We start from the raw sequence: 12,973 nt of genomic DNA on the forward strand, positions 1-12,973 counted from the left end.
GCAGCCGGGCGGCCGGGACGGCGTCAGCCGCCCGTGGCGGGCGCCCGCCCGGCGATGAAGACCCGCAGCGGGTTGTGCGGGAGCTGGAACTCCTCGGCGACGGCGAAGCCCGCCTCGCCGATGGCCGCGGACATGGCGGCGGCGTCCGGCACCTCGCCCCCGTGCGTCCAGGCCAGCATCAGGACCGAGAACAGGTGGGGGTTGGGGTCGTCGGCGGGCGGCTTGTCCCCGCAGGTGATGGCCACCGTCACCAGGCGGCCGTCCGGGGCGAGCGCGCCGGCCATGCGGCGCAGCAGTTCGACGGTGCGCTCGTGGGACAGGTGGTGCAGGACGTTGTTGACCATGATCAGGTCGTAGGGCCCGTCCAGCGGGGCCTCGAACATGTCGCCGGGGATGCGCGCGACCCGGCCGGCCACGCCCAGCCGCTCGGCGTTGCGCAACGTCACGGGCAGGACGTGCGGCCAGTCCAGGCACGAGACGTGCGCGCGGGGGTCGTGGCGGGCGATGGTGAAGCCGTACATGCCGTGGCCGCAGGCCACGTCGAGGACCCGCAGCGAGTCACGGGAGCCGGCCCAGGCCACGGTGCGCTCGGCGATGGCGTCGGCGATGGGCTGGGTGTTGCGGGTGCTCAGCTCGGCGAAGTCCAGCCAGAACGCGAAGTCGGGGCTCTCGGCGTTCTCCTCCATGACGGTGCCGCCCTTGCGGACGGCGTCGGCCAGGCGGCGCAGGGCGTCCCACTCGTAGTCGCTGGCGGCCAGGCGCAGGGCGTCGCCGTAGTAGTCGGGGCTGGTGGTGACCAGGAGCCGGTCGGCGCCCTCGGCGGGGGCGTACCGGCCGTCCTCGCCCACGTCCACCAGGCCCGTGGCGGCCAGCCCGTTCAGCAGGATCCTGGTGGCGCGCGGGTCCGCGCCGATCCGCCCGGCGACGGCCGCCGCGCCCGCCGGCCCCGGCGTGAGCGCGTCGAAGACGCCCAGCTCCACCGCGGCCTTCAGGATGAAGGTCTTGCGTACGGTCACCATCATGTCCAGCAGTCGCTGGCGGGTCACGGGCTCCCTGCTCATGTGCTCTCCCTGGAGGTGGCGGCGGCGAGGCCGGTCAAGGCGGTCACGATCTGGGCCGGGGCGGGCTGCTCGGCGATCTCGCGGCGGATCTGCTCGGTCCTGGCCAGGCAGGAGGCGTCGGCCAGCAGCCCGGCCACGGCCTCACCGGCACGGTGCGCCGCGTCGTTGGCGAGCGTGTGGGCGGCTCCCGCCCCGGCCAGCAGCCGGGCGTTGAGCTGCTGGTCGAACATCTGTGGCAGCACGACCTGGGGGACGCCGTGGCACAGGGCCGTGAGCATGGTGCCCGCGCCGCCGTGGTGGACGACGGCGGCACAGCCGGGCAGCACCGCGTGCAGCGGCAGCGACTCGGCCACCCGCACCCCGGGCCCGCTGCCGGCCAGCCGCGCCCGGTCCGCGGCGGTCACCACGGCGACCACCTCCATGCCCTGGTCACACAGCGACCCGACGACGGCGGGCAGGTGCGCCATGCTGTCGTCGTCGGTCGCGTCCGACGTCCACGTGCCCCAGGTCACGCACACCCTGGGCCGCTCCCCCGGCGTCAGCGCCCAGGAGGGCACCGCGCCGGGCCCGTTGTACGGCACGTAGCGGACGGGGATCGTGCGTTCCCGCGAGGGCAGGCGCAGGCTCGGCGGCGAGAGGTCGACGACCACCGACTCGAACCGGTCGGGGACGGGCGCGCCGTGGCGGCGGTACACCGGTTCGAGCCGGCCCAGCATCTCGTGGGCCAGCCAGACGCCCTTGTCGGTGCCGTACACGTCGGGCCCCCAGGTGTGCCGCACCAGCGGCGCGCCGACGGCCTGGGCCGCCACCGAGGCGGCGAACGCGACCTGGTCGCGGACGACCAGGTGCGGCCGCCAGGCCCGCGCGAAGGCCACGACGTCGTCCACCATGAGCTCGGCGACGTCGTGGAACATGTCGATGACGGCCGTCCTGGCCCGGTACTGGCGGCCGGGGTCCGGGCGGCCGGCGACCTTCCCCTGGTGCATCGACACGAAGTCGAGGTCGTCCCCGGCGGTGACCGCGGGCAGGCCCGAGGCCAGGACGACCGGCGCGACCGCCGGCTGGGCGCACACCCGCACCTCGTGGCCGGCCGCGTGGCAGGCCCAGGCGAGCGGCACCATGCCCAGGTAGTGCGAGGGGAGGGCGGCCGTCACGAACAGGATGCGCACGCTCGTTCCCCCGCTCAGCCGTTCTTCACCGCGACGAGCACGCGGTCGGACGCGACGGTGTCGATGGGGACCACCCGGTCGAAGCGGAAGCCCGCCTTCTCCACCCAGGACCGGCAGTCGGCGACCGTGTACTCGGAGCCGCCGTCCCGGATCATGGCGCAGATCAGGCTCCGGATGTGGGCGTCCGCCTCGTGGGCGGCGTCGTCGATCATGGCGTCGTAGATGAGCAGGGCGCCGCCCGGGCTGACCGCGGGGTAGGCGCGCTCGATGAGCGCCTGCCGGGTCTCGGGCGGCCAGTCGTGCAGGACGTGGCCGAGGATGAGCACGTCCGCCGGCGGCAGGTCGTCGGTGTGGAAGTCGCCGCCGTGGAAGGTCACCCGGCCGGTCGTGCCCAGCGCCTCCATGTGCTCGTCGAACAGCGGCTCGACGCCGGGCACGTCGAAGACGGCGCCGCGTAGGTGCGGATGGGCCCGGACGAGCTCGGCGGCGACGTTGCCGCGGGCGCCGCCGACGTCCAGGAAGCCGGTGTGGCGGCTCCAGTCCAGGACGCGGGCCAGGTGGGGGGCCACGAAGGCGTTGAGCGCGTCCATGTGCGCCAGGAATCTGCGGGCCCGGTCGAGATCGGGCCGCTGCCCGGCCGCCGCCCCGGCCGGGGTGTCCGGGCCGGAGGCGGCGCGGCCGTCACGCAGCGCCCGGGTCAGGTCCTCCCACAGCCGGTAGTGGACCCTGCCGTGCTGGAGCACGCTGCCGCCGAGGTAGCCGGGGCGGCCGCAGATGAGGTAGCGGCGCGCGCCCTCGGCGCAGCGGTAGCCGTCACCCTCGCGGACGAGCAGGCCCAGGCCGGTCAGCGCGCCCAGGAAGTCGGCGGCCAGGCGCGGGTGCAGTCCGTGCATCTCACAGATCTGCTCCAGCGTGGCGGGCGCGTGCTCAAGAGGGGAGAACAGGTCCAGCTCGACCGCGGTGTGCAGGATCCTGGCGCCGGCGTAGGCCGTGTTCAGCCTGGCGATCATCCTGGCGGCCGCTAGATTCGTGGTCATCGCATCCCACCTCGTGGCGTTACGTCGTCGCGCCGACGCTCGCAGCCGCGTCTATATCTTCGCTTGAGGCTCGGCGGACGCCGGTGATCTCCGCCGTGCTTCAAGCGCCCCTCCGGCCGCGCCCGCCAGAATCGGCCCCCGGGTTCGAGACGGGAGACGCGATGAACACCACCTGGCACGAGCCGGCGCCCGCCGGCGGCTACGAGGAGCGTTACGAGAACGCCTACCGCAGCGGCGTCCCCCTGCCGTGGGATCTGCCGGGGCCGACGCCGTTCGTCGTCGCGCTGGAGGCCGCGGGCGGTTTCCGGGGCGCGGTGCTGGACGCCGGGTGCGGCACCGGCGAGAACGCGCTGTTCCTGGCGGCCCGCGGGCACGCGGTCACCGGCCTGGACATCTCCGCGACCGCGCTGGACCGGGCCCGCGCCAAGGCGGCCGAGCGCGGCCTGACGCTGGAGCTGGCCCGCGGCGACGCCTGCGACCTGGGCGCGTACGCCGGCCGCTTCGACACCGTGCTGGACAGCGGCCTGTTCCACAACCTGTACGAACCCGACCAGGACCGCTATGTCGCCCAGCTCCACCTGGTCTGCCGCCCTGGAGCGGTGCTGCACCTGCTGTGCATGAGCGACGACCGGCGCAACTGGGGCGACGTGCCGTGGAAGCCGAGCTGCGGCAGGGAGGGCGTCGGCCGGGACCGGCTGCTGGCGGCCTTCTCCGACGGCTGGCGGGCGGCCGAGCTGTCCACGGAGACGATGACCGTGGACGTGCCCGCGGTGGGCCGGCGTGAGCGGGCCTTCTGGCTCCTGCGGGCCGAGCGCGTATGACCATGGGCGCCCGCGGGGCCCGGGACACGGGCGGGACCGTTGACGTGCTCGTCGCCGGGGGCGGCATCGTGGGGTTGTCGGCGGCGCTGTTCCTGCGCCGGCACGGTGTGCGGGTGCTGCTGGTGGAGCGGCACGAGGGCGCCTCGCTGCTGCCGCGCGGCCGGATCCTGCACTCCCGGGCGATGGAGCTGTACCGGGCCCATGGGCTGGAGGAGGACATCCGCCGCGCCCCGGCCTCGGTCTTCCGCGACTTCCCCGAGCTGGCGAGGGCCGAGACGCTGGCGGGGCCCGAGACGCTGCGCGGGGCGCGCCGGCCGCCGGACAGCAGCCGCGGGGTCAGCCCGTGCGAGCCGGTGCTGATCGACCAGAGCACGCTGGAGCCCATCGTGCGGGCGGCGGCCGAGGCGGCGGGCGCGCGGGTCCGCTTCGGCACGGCCATGCGGTCGTTCACGGCCGGCCCCGGCGGGGTGACGGCCGAGCTGTCCGACGGCACGTCGGTGCGGGCGCGTTTCCTGGTCGCGGCCGACGGCCACCGTTCGCCGGTGCGCGAGCGGCTCGGCATCGCGTTTCCCGGCCGCACGCTGCGCCACCTGGCGACGATCGCGTTCGAGGCCGACCTGGGCCGGGCGCTGCGCGGGCGGCGGCTGGCCCTGTGCTACCTGGGCTCGCCCGCTCCCGGGACGCTGCTGGCGCTGCTGGACCGGCGTGACCGGTGGGTGCTGATGGTGCCCTACGACCCCGGCCGGGGCGAGGGCGCCGCCTCCTTCACGGAGGAGCGCTGCCTGCGGATGGTGCGCGCGGCCGTCGGCCTGGACGACCTGGCGGCCCGCGTCCTGCCGGCCGTCCCCGGGGACCCGGCGCCGGTGCACACCTGGGAGATGTCGGTCCGGGTGGCCGAGCGGTACGGCGCGGGCCCGGTCTTCCTGGCCGGGGACGCCGCGCACGTGATGCCGCCGGCCGGGGGGTTCGGCGCGAACACCGGCATCCACGACGCGCACAACCTGGCCTGGAAGCTCGCCCTGGTGCTGCGCGGCCGGGCCGGCACGGAGCTGCTGGCCAGCTACGAGCACGAACGCCGCCCGGTGGCGCTGCTCACCTGCGAGCAGGCGGCGCTGCGCCACGAGGCCCGCGCCGGCACGGACGGCACGGGCGGCGTCCTGCTCGATCCGCTGGAGGTTGACCTCGGCTACTCCTACCGGTCCGAGGCGCTCGTGGACCGCCCGGCCGGGCGGGCGCCGCACCTGGAGCTGACCGGGGACCGCCGCTCGGTGCTCGACGTGCTCGGCCCCGGCTTCACGCTCCTGGCCGGCGCGGACGGCGACGGCGGCCGCGCGTGGGCCGAGGCCGCCCGCCGGGCCGGCGACCGTCTCGGCCTGCCGGTCGGCTTCTGGTGCGCCGGCGCCGACAGCGCGGCCTGGAGCAGGGCCTACGGCGTGTCCACCGGCGGGGCGGCACTCGTGCGGCCGGACGGTTTCCTGGCCTGGCGCTCCCCCGGCCGTCCCGCCGGCGACCCCGCCGAACTGGTTGAAGCGTGCATCACACGTGTCCTCCACCAGGGACGGGGAAGACCGGCCAAGCACTTAATATGACGTGACCCGGAGGCAATTCGTGAGGGAGCGCCCTGATGAAGCACCACCGACGGTTACCCGGAATGCTCGAGGACGAGGTGCTGGCCGCCCTGTGGGCCGCCGGCCACCCGATGAGCCCGGGCGAGGTGCAGGCGGAGCTGCCGGACTCGCTGGCCTACACCACGGTGATGACCACGCTGGCCCGCCTGCACGACAAGGGCCTCGTCTCGCGTGAGCGGGCCGGCCGGGGCTACGTGTACCGGCCGGTGATCAGCGAGGCCGAGTACACGGCGGCGGCGATGACGGATCTGCTGCACCGCCGCAGCGACCGGGCGGGCGTGCTGGCCAGGTTCGTCTGCGCCCTTTCCCCTGACGACGAGAAGATGCTGAGACGCTTCCTGGGATGGGGCTCCTGAGGTGACCCCGGCCGCGTACGTCCCGCTGCTGATCGCCACGGCGCTGGCCATGGCGCTCCCGCGGGCGGCCGGGCAGCTGCCGCCGCCCGGCGCCGTGCGGCTGATGGTGGTGATGGGCGGCGCGTGCGCGGTGGCCTTCACGGCGACGCTGGCGGCGCTGGCGGTCGGCTCCGCCGGCCGCCTGGTGGCGGTCTCGGCGACGGTCTCCCTGGCCCTGAGCGCGGCGCTGACCCTGCGGCTGTGCGCGCGCCTGCTGCGCGAGTACGTCCGCGCGCGCCGCCTGCGCCGCCTGCCCGCCACCACGGGCGGCCTGGTGATCGTCGACGACGCGCGCCCGGACGCGTGCGTCGTGCCGCTGGCCGGGCGGATCGTGGTGACCACCGGCATGCTGCGGTCGCTGGACGCCGCCCAGCGGCGGGTGCTGCTCGCCCACGAGCGGGCCCACCTGCGCTGCCGCCACCACCTCTACCGGGCCGCGGCCGAGCTGGCCGCCTGCCTCAACCCGCTGCTGCGGCCCCTGTCGCGGGCGGTCGCGCAGACCACGGAACGGTGGGCGGACGAGGAGGCGGCGGCCGAGGTCGGCGAACGGGCCCTGGCCGCGCAGGCCATCGCGCACGCGGCCCTGGCGACGGCCGGCCGGGCGCGTCCCGTGCGGGCCGACCGGTGCCGCTCGCCGGTGCCCTACCGGGTGCGCGCCCTGATGGCCGGCCCGCCCGCGGCCCGCCCGCTGATCACCACGCCGGTCTACGCCAGCCTGGTGGCCAACGCGTGCGCCACCAAGGACGCGCTCCAGTCGATCACGGCCGTTCTGGGGTGACCGCGGGGCTCTCCTTGCGCCAGTAGACGCCGCTCAGGTCGATCGGGACGATCTTGTCGTCGATGCCGTGCTCGCGGCGGTACTCGTGGACCGCCTTGCGGCAGGGCGCGATGTTGTAGTCGTCGATGATGACGAAGCCGCCCGGGGACAGCTTCGGGTACAGGCTGGTCAGGGCGTCCACGGTGGACTCGTACAGGTCGCCGTCCAGGCGCATGACGGCGAGCGTGTCGATGGGCGCGCCGGGCAGGGTGTCGCGGAACCACCCCTCCAGGAACTCCACCTGCTCGTCGAGCAGTTCGTAGCGTTTGAAGTTGGCGCGCACCTCCTCGGCGGGGATGGACAGCACGCTGTTGATCTTGTGCAGGGCCATCTCCTGGTCCAGCGGGTGGCTGTCGGCGTCGGTCACGGGGACGCCCTGGAAGGAGTCCGCGACCCAGACCTTGCGGTCGTGCACGCCGTGCGCGCGCAGGATCGCGCGCATCAGGATGCAGACGCCGCCGCGCCAGACGCCGGTCTCGATGAGGTCGCCGGGAACGCCGTCGGCCAGCACGCGCTCGACGCAGAACTGGACGTTGTCGAGCCGTTCCATCCCCACCATGGTGTGGGCGGCGGTCGGGCAGTCGAGCCCCATCCGCCTGTTGACCGAGTCGTAGTCGGGGTCGCCCCACCAGGGGACGGGGGCGTCCTCGTAGATCACGTTGGTGAGGACCTTCTTCAGCAGGTCCAGGTACAGGGTGCCATCACGGGTGGTCATGGGCCTCTCCCTCAGGTCGCGCGACGGGTGGTGCCGTGGAGCGTCTCGACGTCCGCCGGAGCGGCGGTCGCCGAGAGGTAGCGGTCGACGACGGCCCGGTAGTAGGCGTCGTGGAAGCCGAGGCCGTCGACGGCGGGCGCGAGGGCCCGCAGCTTGGCTATGGAGACGGGCGGGTCGGGCGGCACGTCGGCGTACTGCTTGTCGCACACCCGGCCGAGCCGGTGCTCGAGGTGCCGCACGATGTCCTCTACGGGCGCGGCGAACCCGCTGGCGACGTTGACGACCTCGTCCGACACGCCCGCGGTGAGCAGCGCGTCCACGATGGTGACGACGTCGCGGACGTCTATGAGGTCTCGTCTGGCGCCGCGGCTGACCCGGACCGAGCCGCCGGCGACCTGCCGGACCATGGCGGGCAGGAACTGGTGGGAGCGCTGCCCCGGTCCGGCCGGGTAGGCCAGGCGCAGGATGAGGTGGGCCGCCCCGTGCCGGGAGATCAGCGCCTCCATCGCCAGCTTGTGCCGGCCGTAGGCGGAGGTGGGCGCCACGCCGCCGTCCTCGGTGCCGAGCCGCAGGCGGGGGCCGTAGACGGCCGAGGACGCGGTCGAGAAGTACACCAGCCGGTCGCCGGCGGCGCGGCACCGGTCGAGCGTCCGGCGGACGGCCTCGGCCTCGCGGTCGAAGCCGTCGTGGCTGACGCTGCCGCTGCGCGAGACGCCCGCGGCGAACACGACGACGTCGTGGTGCCGGTGCGCGATCAGGCTCAGGTGGCCGGCCAGGAACCCGGAGCCGACGATCCTCATGGGCGCGCCTCCCCGGCCGCGGCCATGACCTCGTCCACCAGGGCGGCGTGGGCCACCGTGTCGCGCCGTTCGGCCGGGTCCAGCCCGCCGGCCGCGATCGCGGCCGCGAAGGACTCCAGCGCGGCGACGGCCTGGTCCGCGGGGGGCACCTCGGTCTCCACAGGGGGCAGGTCCTGCCGGTCGAGCCGCAGCCGCGCGACGTGCTCCGGGGGCGGGGTGTAGGCGCGCTCCGCCCGGGTCCGCCCGCCGCCGCCCCAGACGTCGTAGCTGGCCTGGTAGGCGTGGCCCAGGCCGAACGTCACGGTGACGGTGATCCCGCTGGGCGTGCGCAGCAGGGCGCTGCCGTGGACGTCCACGCCGTGGCCGGCGTCGCGGCGCAGGCTCGCGCCCACCACCGTCAGCGGCTCGCCGAGCAGCAGCCGGGCCGCGCGCAGCGGGTAGACGCCCACGTCGAGCAGCGCGCCGCCGCCGAGCGCCGGGTCGAGCCGCACGTCGCCGGCCGGCCGCGGCGGGATGCCGAAGACGCCGTGGAAGGCGTGGACCGGGCCCAGCTCCCCGTCCTTGATCCAGTCGCGGATCCGCCGGTGCTGGGGGTGGTGCCTGAACATGAAGTTCTCGGCCAGGACCAGGCCCCGCTCCCCGGCCAGCCGCATCAGCCGGGCCGTGTCGCGGTAGGAGGTGGTGAGCGGCTTCTCCGCCAGCACGTGCTTGCCGGCCAGCAGGGCCCGTTCGACCCATTCCGCGTGCAGGCCGGCGGGCAGCGGCACGTAGACGGCGTCCAGGCCGGGCAGGTCGAGCAGCGCCTGGTAGCCGGTCACCGCGCGGACGCCGGCGCCGGCCGCGGCCCGCTCCGCCTTGGCGGCCGTGCGGCTGGCCACCGCGACGGGCTCGATCCCGGTGGCGGCGCGCATGGCGGGCAGCATGCGCCGCAGGGCGAAGCTGGAGCAGCCCAGCACGCCGACGCGCAGCCCGCTCATGAGGCCACCGCGACCGGGGAGAACCCGCCCGCCCACAGCGCGTACAGGCCGCCGATGAGCGTGCGGGCCTGCACGTTGAGGTAGTGGCCGTGCCGCAGCAGGGCCGCCGCCTGGTGGACGGTGACCCAGCAGAAGCCGGCGGGCGGCTCCTCCTGCCAGCCGGGCGGCATCTCGGCGATCACGTACCGGTTGGTGGCGTCGCTGAACCTGCCGCCCTCCTCCGACTGCAGTGTGTCGTAGCGGATCTGGCCGGGAGTGAGCTCCCTGACCTCGCGCAGGAACGCCGGGGCCGTCCCGAGCGCGCTGTAGGAGTGCTCGTCGCACTGCACGGTCGGCGCGAGCTCGGCGACGGCGGTGGTGCCCGCCTCCGCGCGGGCCTGCAGCAGCAGGTGCAGCACGCCGCGGCGACGCCGGACGAACAACGCCACCAGCCCGCGGCCCGTGGGCTGCAGCAGCGGCTGGCTCCAGCGGCGCACCTCGCGGTTGGTGGCCGACACCGAGGCCGCGATGATGCGGAAGTGCCGGCCGTCGTCCCGCTGGATCACCTCGTCGGTCCTGGTCCAGCCGCGCACCTGCGCCAGCGGGATCGTCCTGGTGACGATGTCGATGCGGGCGCGCCGGTCGGTGAGCCAGCTCAGGACCTCCGGCAGGGACCGCGCCGCGGGCGCGTCCGGCCGCATCGAGGCGTCCAGCGCGCGGGCGAAGCCGCCCTCCGGCGGCGACTCGCCCGCCGTGTACGGCAGGCACGCCAGCACCGAGCGCAGGTCCATGTTGACCAGGTGGTCGACGGTCATCAGGCGCTGGATCTCGCCCAGGCTCATCCACCGGAAACCGGGCTCCACGGGCACGTCCCGGTCGGTCAGGGTCACCATGTTGCGGTTCTGCTTGCGGTAGAACCACGCGCCCTGCTCGGACTGCAGCACGTCCACCACCGTGCGGGTGCCGCCCTCCGAGCCGAGGAAGAACTCCAGGTACGGGATGCCGCTGCCGCCGTGGACCTTGGTGAAGTTGCTGCGGGTGGCCTGCACGGTCGGCGACAGCTGCACGGCGACGGGGTCGCCCGGCTCGCTCTTGGCCTGCACCAGGCAGTGCAGGACCCCGTCGAAGCGGCGCATCAGCACGCCGAGCACGCCGATCTCCGGCTGGAGGAGTATGGGCTGCGACCACTGGCGGACCGGTCCGTGGTCGGTCGTCACCGACACGCCCTCCACGGTGAAGAACCGGCCGCTGCGGTGCCCCAGGTTCCCGGTGACGGAGTCGAACGACCAGCCCTCCAGCTTGCTGAACGGGATGCGCTCGACGTGGAAGGCGTTGGCGGCGGCGCGTTCGCGCAGCCACTGGGCGGCGCCCGCGGCGCCCAGGACCGAGCGGGCGCGGGCGGAGCGGGCCAGGTCCTCGCCGAGCGCGGCCGGGTCGAGGAGCCCGGCGCGCCCGCTCATCCGGCCCTCACCACCCGCGTGGGCTGCCCCTCGGGCAGCACCGCGTCGCCGGCGGGCCAGGTGTCCAGCACCGGGTCGCCCGACAGCATGGCCTGGTGCAGCCGCCTGAGCCGCAGCGACGGCTCCAGCCCCAGCTCCCGCACCAGGCTGGCGCGCAGTCGCTGGTAGGCGTGCAGGGCGTCGTTGCGCCGCCCGCAGCGGTAGAGGGCGATCATGTACTGGGCGTGCAGGTTCTCGTGCAGCGGGTGCTGGGCGGCCAGCCACAGCAGCTCGCCCAGGACCTCCTGGTGCAGTCCGAGCTGGAGGGCGGCCTCGATGTGCTTCTGGCACACGGTGAGCCTGCTCTCGTGCAGCCGCGACACCTCGGCCTGGAGCAGGCGGCCGGCCCGGACGTCCACCAGGGCGGGCCCCCGCCAGAGCGCGAGCGCCGACTGGAGGGTCTGCATGCCGCCGGCGACGTCGCCCTCGCCGAGCTGCTGCTGCCCCCGCGCGGACAGGCGGGTGAACTCGTACAGGTCGACGTGGTCGGCCTTGAACTGGTAGGCGCCGGACCAGGTGCACAGGATGTCGTTGCTGACCTCGGCGGCGCTGAGCCCGAGCGTGCAGCGCAGGACGCGGCGTATCTGGACGATGTAGGTCTGCAGGGTGGTGGGTGCGCTGGGCGGAGGCTGGTCGTCCCACAACTCCGAGATCAACGCGCTGACCGGCACGACGTGGTTGGCGTGGACCAGGAGGAGGGCCAGCACTTTTCTCGGCATCGGCGCCGAGATGTTGATTCTTGTATTACCGGATCGCACCGTCAGCGGGCCCAGTAGCGCGATGTCCATTGGAGTGGTCTCACCGACTCTCATGCGTCTTGTGCTTCCTGAAGAACTGTCGGGAAGTGCGACGGGCAACCTCCGATCAAGTATCCATGGGGACACCATGAAAGCGTGATCGGCGCAGGTCGTGCGGGAATTGTCCGGTGGCCGGCCTGATCAGGCCATTGTCAGCCGTCGACCACGGTACGCATGGGCGAAAAGTCGATCCCCGGTGAACTCATTCCGCTTTTCTATTTTCAGATAAGTGCCCCATGCGCGTCCGTCGCCTTCCGTGTCCACTTGACTACCACCTCGGCCGCTACGGCCGGCCCGAAGGGCAATTTACGTACCCGCGAGCATAAATACAAGTGGCTTGAGGCGCAGTCAAGAAACGCGTGAGACGGCCCGCGGACTACTACTGAAATAGAAATTCGGCCCTGACGGGCCCATTTACCCGTGCTGACAATGACCGCTGGCCGTCCTTGAGGGAACCTCAGCACGCGCGCGCGACACTCGAGCCCGTCGAATCCGCCGGAGTGAGGAGCAGCGCACATGGAACTCGGGCTGAGGGGCCGCACGGTCCTGGTCACCGGGGCCACCGGAGGCATCGGGCAGGCCCTGGCGCGGGCCTTCGCCGCCGAGGGCGCCAAGGTGGGGCTCGCCTACCGGACCGGCCGGGAGGCCGCCGAGAAGCTGGCCGCCGAGCTGCCGGGCGGCGGGGCGCTGGCGGTGCGTTACGCGCTGGACGAGGCGGGCTCCCCTGCCGCCGCCGTCGCCGCCGTCGAGGCCGGGCTCGGCCCGGTGGACGTCCTCGTCGCCAACGCGGTGCGCCGCGGCCGGCGGCGCCCGCCGGGGACGCCGTTCGAGGACGTCCCGCCGCGGGAGTGGGAGCCGGTCGTGACCGCGAACCTGGCGCCGGTCATCCGCACCGCGCAACTGGTGCTGCCGGGCATGCGGCGGCGCGGCTGGGGCCGCATCGCCCTGATCTCCTCGCACAACGTCCGCGACGGCGCCCCCGGCCAGGAGTTCTACGGCGCGGCCAAGGCGGGGCTGCACGGCCTGGCCCGCAGCCTCGCCTGGGACACCGGCCGCGACGGCGTCCTCGTCAACGTGGTCTGCCCCGGCCTGACCGCCACCGACGGCGTGCTGCGCGACCTGCCCGCCCCGGTCAGGGAGCGGGAGATCGCCCGGACGCCGACGGGGCGGCTCAGCACGCCCGCCCAGGTGGCCGCCGCCGTGGTGTTCCTGTGCTCGGCGGCCAACGAGGGCATCACCGGGGAGAGCGTCACCGTCGCGGGCGGCCGGTGAGCCGCC

At 74.3% G+C, this 12,973-nt stretch carries 13 protein-coding genes; 5 read left to right on the forward strand and 8 right to left on the reverse strand.

Annotated features, from left to right (window positions below; all coding sequences use genetic code 11):
* Positions 1-23: 23 nt before the first annotated feature.
* Genes MF672_RS45810 through MF672_RS45820 form a run of 3 tightly spaced genes read right to left on the reverse strand, consistent with a single transcriptional unit; the run spans position 24 to position 3,267 of the window.
* The gene (locus MF672_RS45810; protein ID WP_242380786.1) at positions 24-1,061 is read right to left on the reverse strand and encodes a class I SAM-dependent methyltransferase; all 1,038 of its coding nucleotides are present in this window, start codon (positions 1,059-1,061) and stop codon (positions 24-26) included.
* Positions 1,058-2,230 carry a nucleotide disphospho-sugar-binding domain-containing protein gene (locus MF672_RS45815; protein ID WP_242380787.1) on the reverse strand — a complete coding sequence of 391 codons (1,173 nt, stop codon included), beginning with the start codon at positions 2,228-2,230 and terminating at the stop codon, positions 1,058-1,060. The genes MF672_RS45810 and MF672_RS45815 overlap by 4 nt, the downstream gene beginning before the upstream one ends.
* 14 nt (positions 2,231-2,244) lie before the next feature.
* Positions 2,245-3,267, reverse strand: a complete 1,023-nt coding sequence (locus MF672_RS45820) for a methyltransferase (protein WP_242380788.1) — start codon at positions 3,265-3,267, stop codon at positions 2,245-2,247.
* A gap of 161 nt (positions 3,268-3,428) precedes the next feature.
* Between MF672_RS45820 and MF672_RS45825 the strand changes: the two genes are divergently transcribed.
* The 4 genes from MF672_RS45825 to MF672_RS45840 all read left to right on the forward strand — a co-directional run bounded on the left by MF672_RS45825 (position 3,429) and on the right by MF672_RS45840 (position 6,889).
* Positions 3,429-4,088 carry a class I SAM-dependent methyltransferase gene (locus MF672_RS45825; RefSeq protein ID WP_242380789.1) on the forward strand — a complete coding sequence of 220 codons (660 nt, stop codon included), beginning with the start codon at positions 3,429-3,431 and terminating at the stop codon, positions 4,086-4,088.
* Between the two features lie 44 nt (positions 4,089-4,132).
* Positions 4,133-5,677: an FAD-dependent monooxygenase gene (locus tag MF672_RS45830; protein WP_242380790.1), complete on the forward strand. Its 1,545-nt coding sequence runs from the start codon at positions 4,133-4,135 to the stop codon at positions 5,675-5,677.
* A 62-nt stretch (positions 5,678-5,739) separates the two neighbouring features.
* Complete coding sequence (locus MF672_RS45835) at positions 5,740-6,072, forward strand: BlaI/MecI/CopY family transcriptional regulator (RefSeq protein ID WP_242380791.1); 333 nt, start codon at positions 5,740-5,742, stop codon at positions 6,070-6,072.
* A 1-nt stretch (position 6,073) separates the two neighbouring features.
* Positions 6,074-6,889 (forward strand): M56 family metallopeptidase, encoded by an 816-nt coding sequence (locus tag MF672_RS45840; protein WP_242380792.1) that lies wholly within the window; start codon positions 6,074-6,076, stop codon positions 6,887-6,889.
* Here MF672_RS45840 and MF672_RS45845 read toward each other — a convergent pair.
* The 5 genes from MF672_RS45845 to MF672_RS45865 are packed head-to-tail and all read right to left on the reverse strand — an operon-like array spanning position 6,870 to position 11,617.
* Positions 6,870-7,643, reverse strand: a complete 774-nt coding sequence (locus MF672_RS45845; protein WP_242380793.1) for a TylF/MycF family methyltransferase — start codon at positions 7,641-7,643, stop codon at positions 6,870-6,872. The genes MF672_RS45840 and MF672_RS45845 overlap by 20 nt on opposite strands.
* Before the next feature lie 11 nt (positions 7,644-7,654).
* Entirely contained in the window at positions 7,655-8,443 is a 789-nt protein-coding gene (locus MF672_RS45850) for an NAD-dependent epimerase/dehydratase family protein (protein WP_242380794.1), read from the reverse strand.
* Positions 8,440-9,420 carry a Gfo/Idh/MocA family protein gene (locus MF672_RS45855; RefSeq protein WP_242380795.1) on the reverse strand — a complete coding sequence of 327 codons (981 nt, stop codon included), beginning with the start codon at positions 9,418-9,420 and terminating at the stop codon, positions 8,440-8,442. The genes MF672_RS45850 and MF672_RS45855 overlap by 4 nt, the downstream gene beginning before the upstream one ends.
* Complete coding sequence (locus tag MF672_RS45860) at positions 9,417-10,859, reverse strand: NDP-hexose 2,3-dehydratase family protein (protein WP_242380796.1); 1,443 nt, start codon at positions 10,857-10,859, stop codon at positions 9,417-9,419. The genes MF672_RS45855 and MF672_RS45860 overlap by 4 nt, the downstream gene beginning before the upstream one ends.
* The gene (locus tag MF672_RS45865; RefSeq protein WP_242380797.1) at positions 10,856-11,617 is read right to left on the reverse strand and encodes an AfsR/SARP family transcriptional regulator; all 762 of its coding nucleotides are present in this window, start codon (positions 11,615-11,617) and stop codon (positions 10,856-10,858) included. The genes MF672_RS45860 and MF672_RS45865 overlap by 4 nt, the downstream gene beginning before the upstream one ends.
* A 594-nt stretch (positions 11,618-12,211) precedes the next feature.
* Between MF672_RS45865 and MF672_RS45870 the strand changes: the two genes are divergently transcribed.
* A complete protein-coding gene (locus tag MF672_RS45870) occupies positions 12,212-12,967 on the forward strand; it encodes an SDR family NAD(P)-dependent oxidoreductase (RefSeq protein WP_242380798.1) in 756 nt (251 codons plus the stop codon).
* Positions 12,968-12,973 lie beyond the last annotated feature (6 nt).

It is taken from the genome of Actinomadura luzonensis, assembly GCF_022664455.2.
Classification (GTDB): Bacteria; Actinomycetota; Actinomycetes; order Streptosporangiales; family Streptosporangiaceae; genus Nonomuraea; species Nonomuraea luzonensis.

Excerpts from the sequence above, each read along its gene's own strand:
- MF672_RS45810 (WP_242380786.1), bottom strand. The coding sequence starts at position 1,061 with ATGAGCAGGGAGCCCGTGACCCGCCAGCGACTGCTGGACATGATGGTG.
- MF672_RS45820 (WP_242380788.1), bottom strand. The coding sequence starts at position 3,267 with ATGACCACGAATCTAGCGGCCGCCAGGATGATCGCCAGGCTGAACACG.
- MF672_RS45825 (WP_242380789.1), top strand. The coding sequence starts at position 3,429 with ATGAACACCACCTGGCACGAGCCGGCGCCCGCCGGCGGCTACGAGGAG.
- MF672_RS45835 (WP_242380791.1), top strand. The coding sequence starts at position 5,740 with ATGCTCGAGGACGAGGTGCTGGCCGCCCTGTGGGCCGCCGGCCACCCG.
- MF672_RS45845 (WP_242380793.1), bottom strand. The coding sequence starts at position 7,643 with ATGACCACCCGTGATGGCACCCTGTACCTGGACCTGCTGAAGAAGGTC.
- MF672_RS45850 (WP_242380794.1), bottom strand. The coding sequence starts at position 8,443 with ATGAGGATCGTCGGCTCCGGGTTCCTGGCCGGCCACCTGAGCCTGATC.
- MF672_RS45855 (WP_242380795.1), bottom strand. The coding sequence starts at position 9,420 with ATGAGCGGGCTGCGCGTCGGCGTGCTGGGCTGCTCCAGCTTCGCCCTG.
- MF672_RS45860 (WP_242380796.1), bottom strand. The coding sequence starts at position 10,859 with ATGAGCGGGCGCGCCGGGCTCCTCGACCCGGCCGCGCTCGGCGAGGAC.
- MF672_RS45865 (WP_242380797.1), bottom strand. The coding sequence starts at position 11,617 with ATGCCGAGAAAAGTGCTGGCCCTCCTCCTGGTCCACGCCAACCACGTC.
- MF672_RS45870 (WP_242380798.1), top strand. The coding sequence starts at position 12,212 with ATGGAACTCGGGCTGAGGGGCCGCACGGTCCTGGTCACCGGGGCCACC.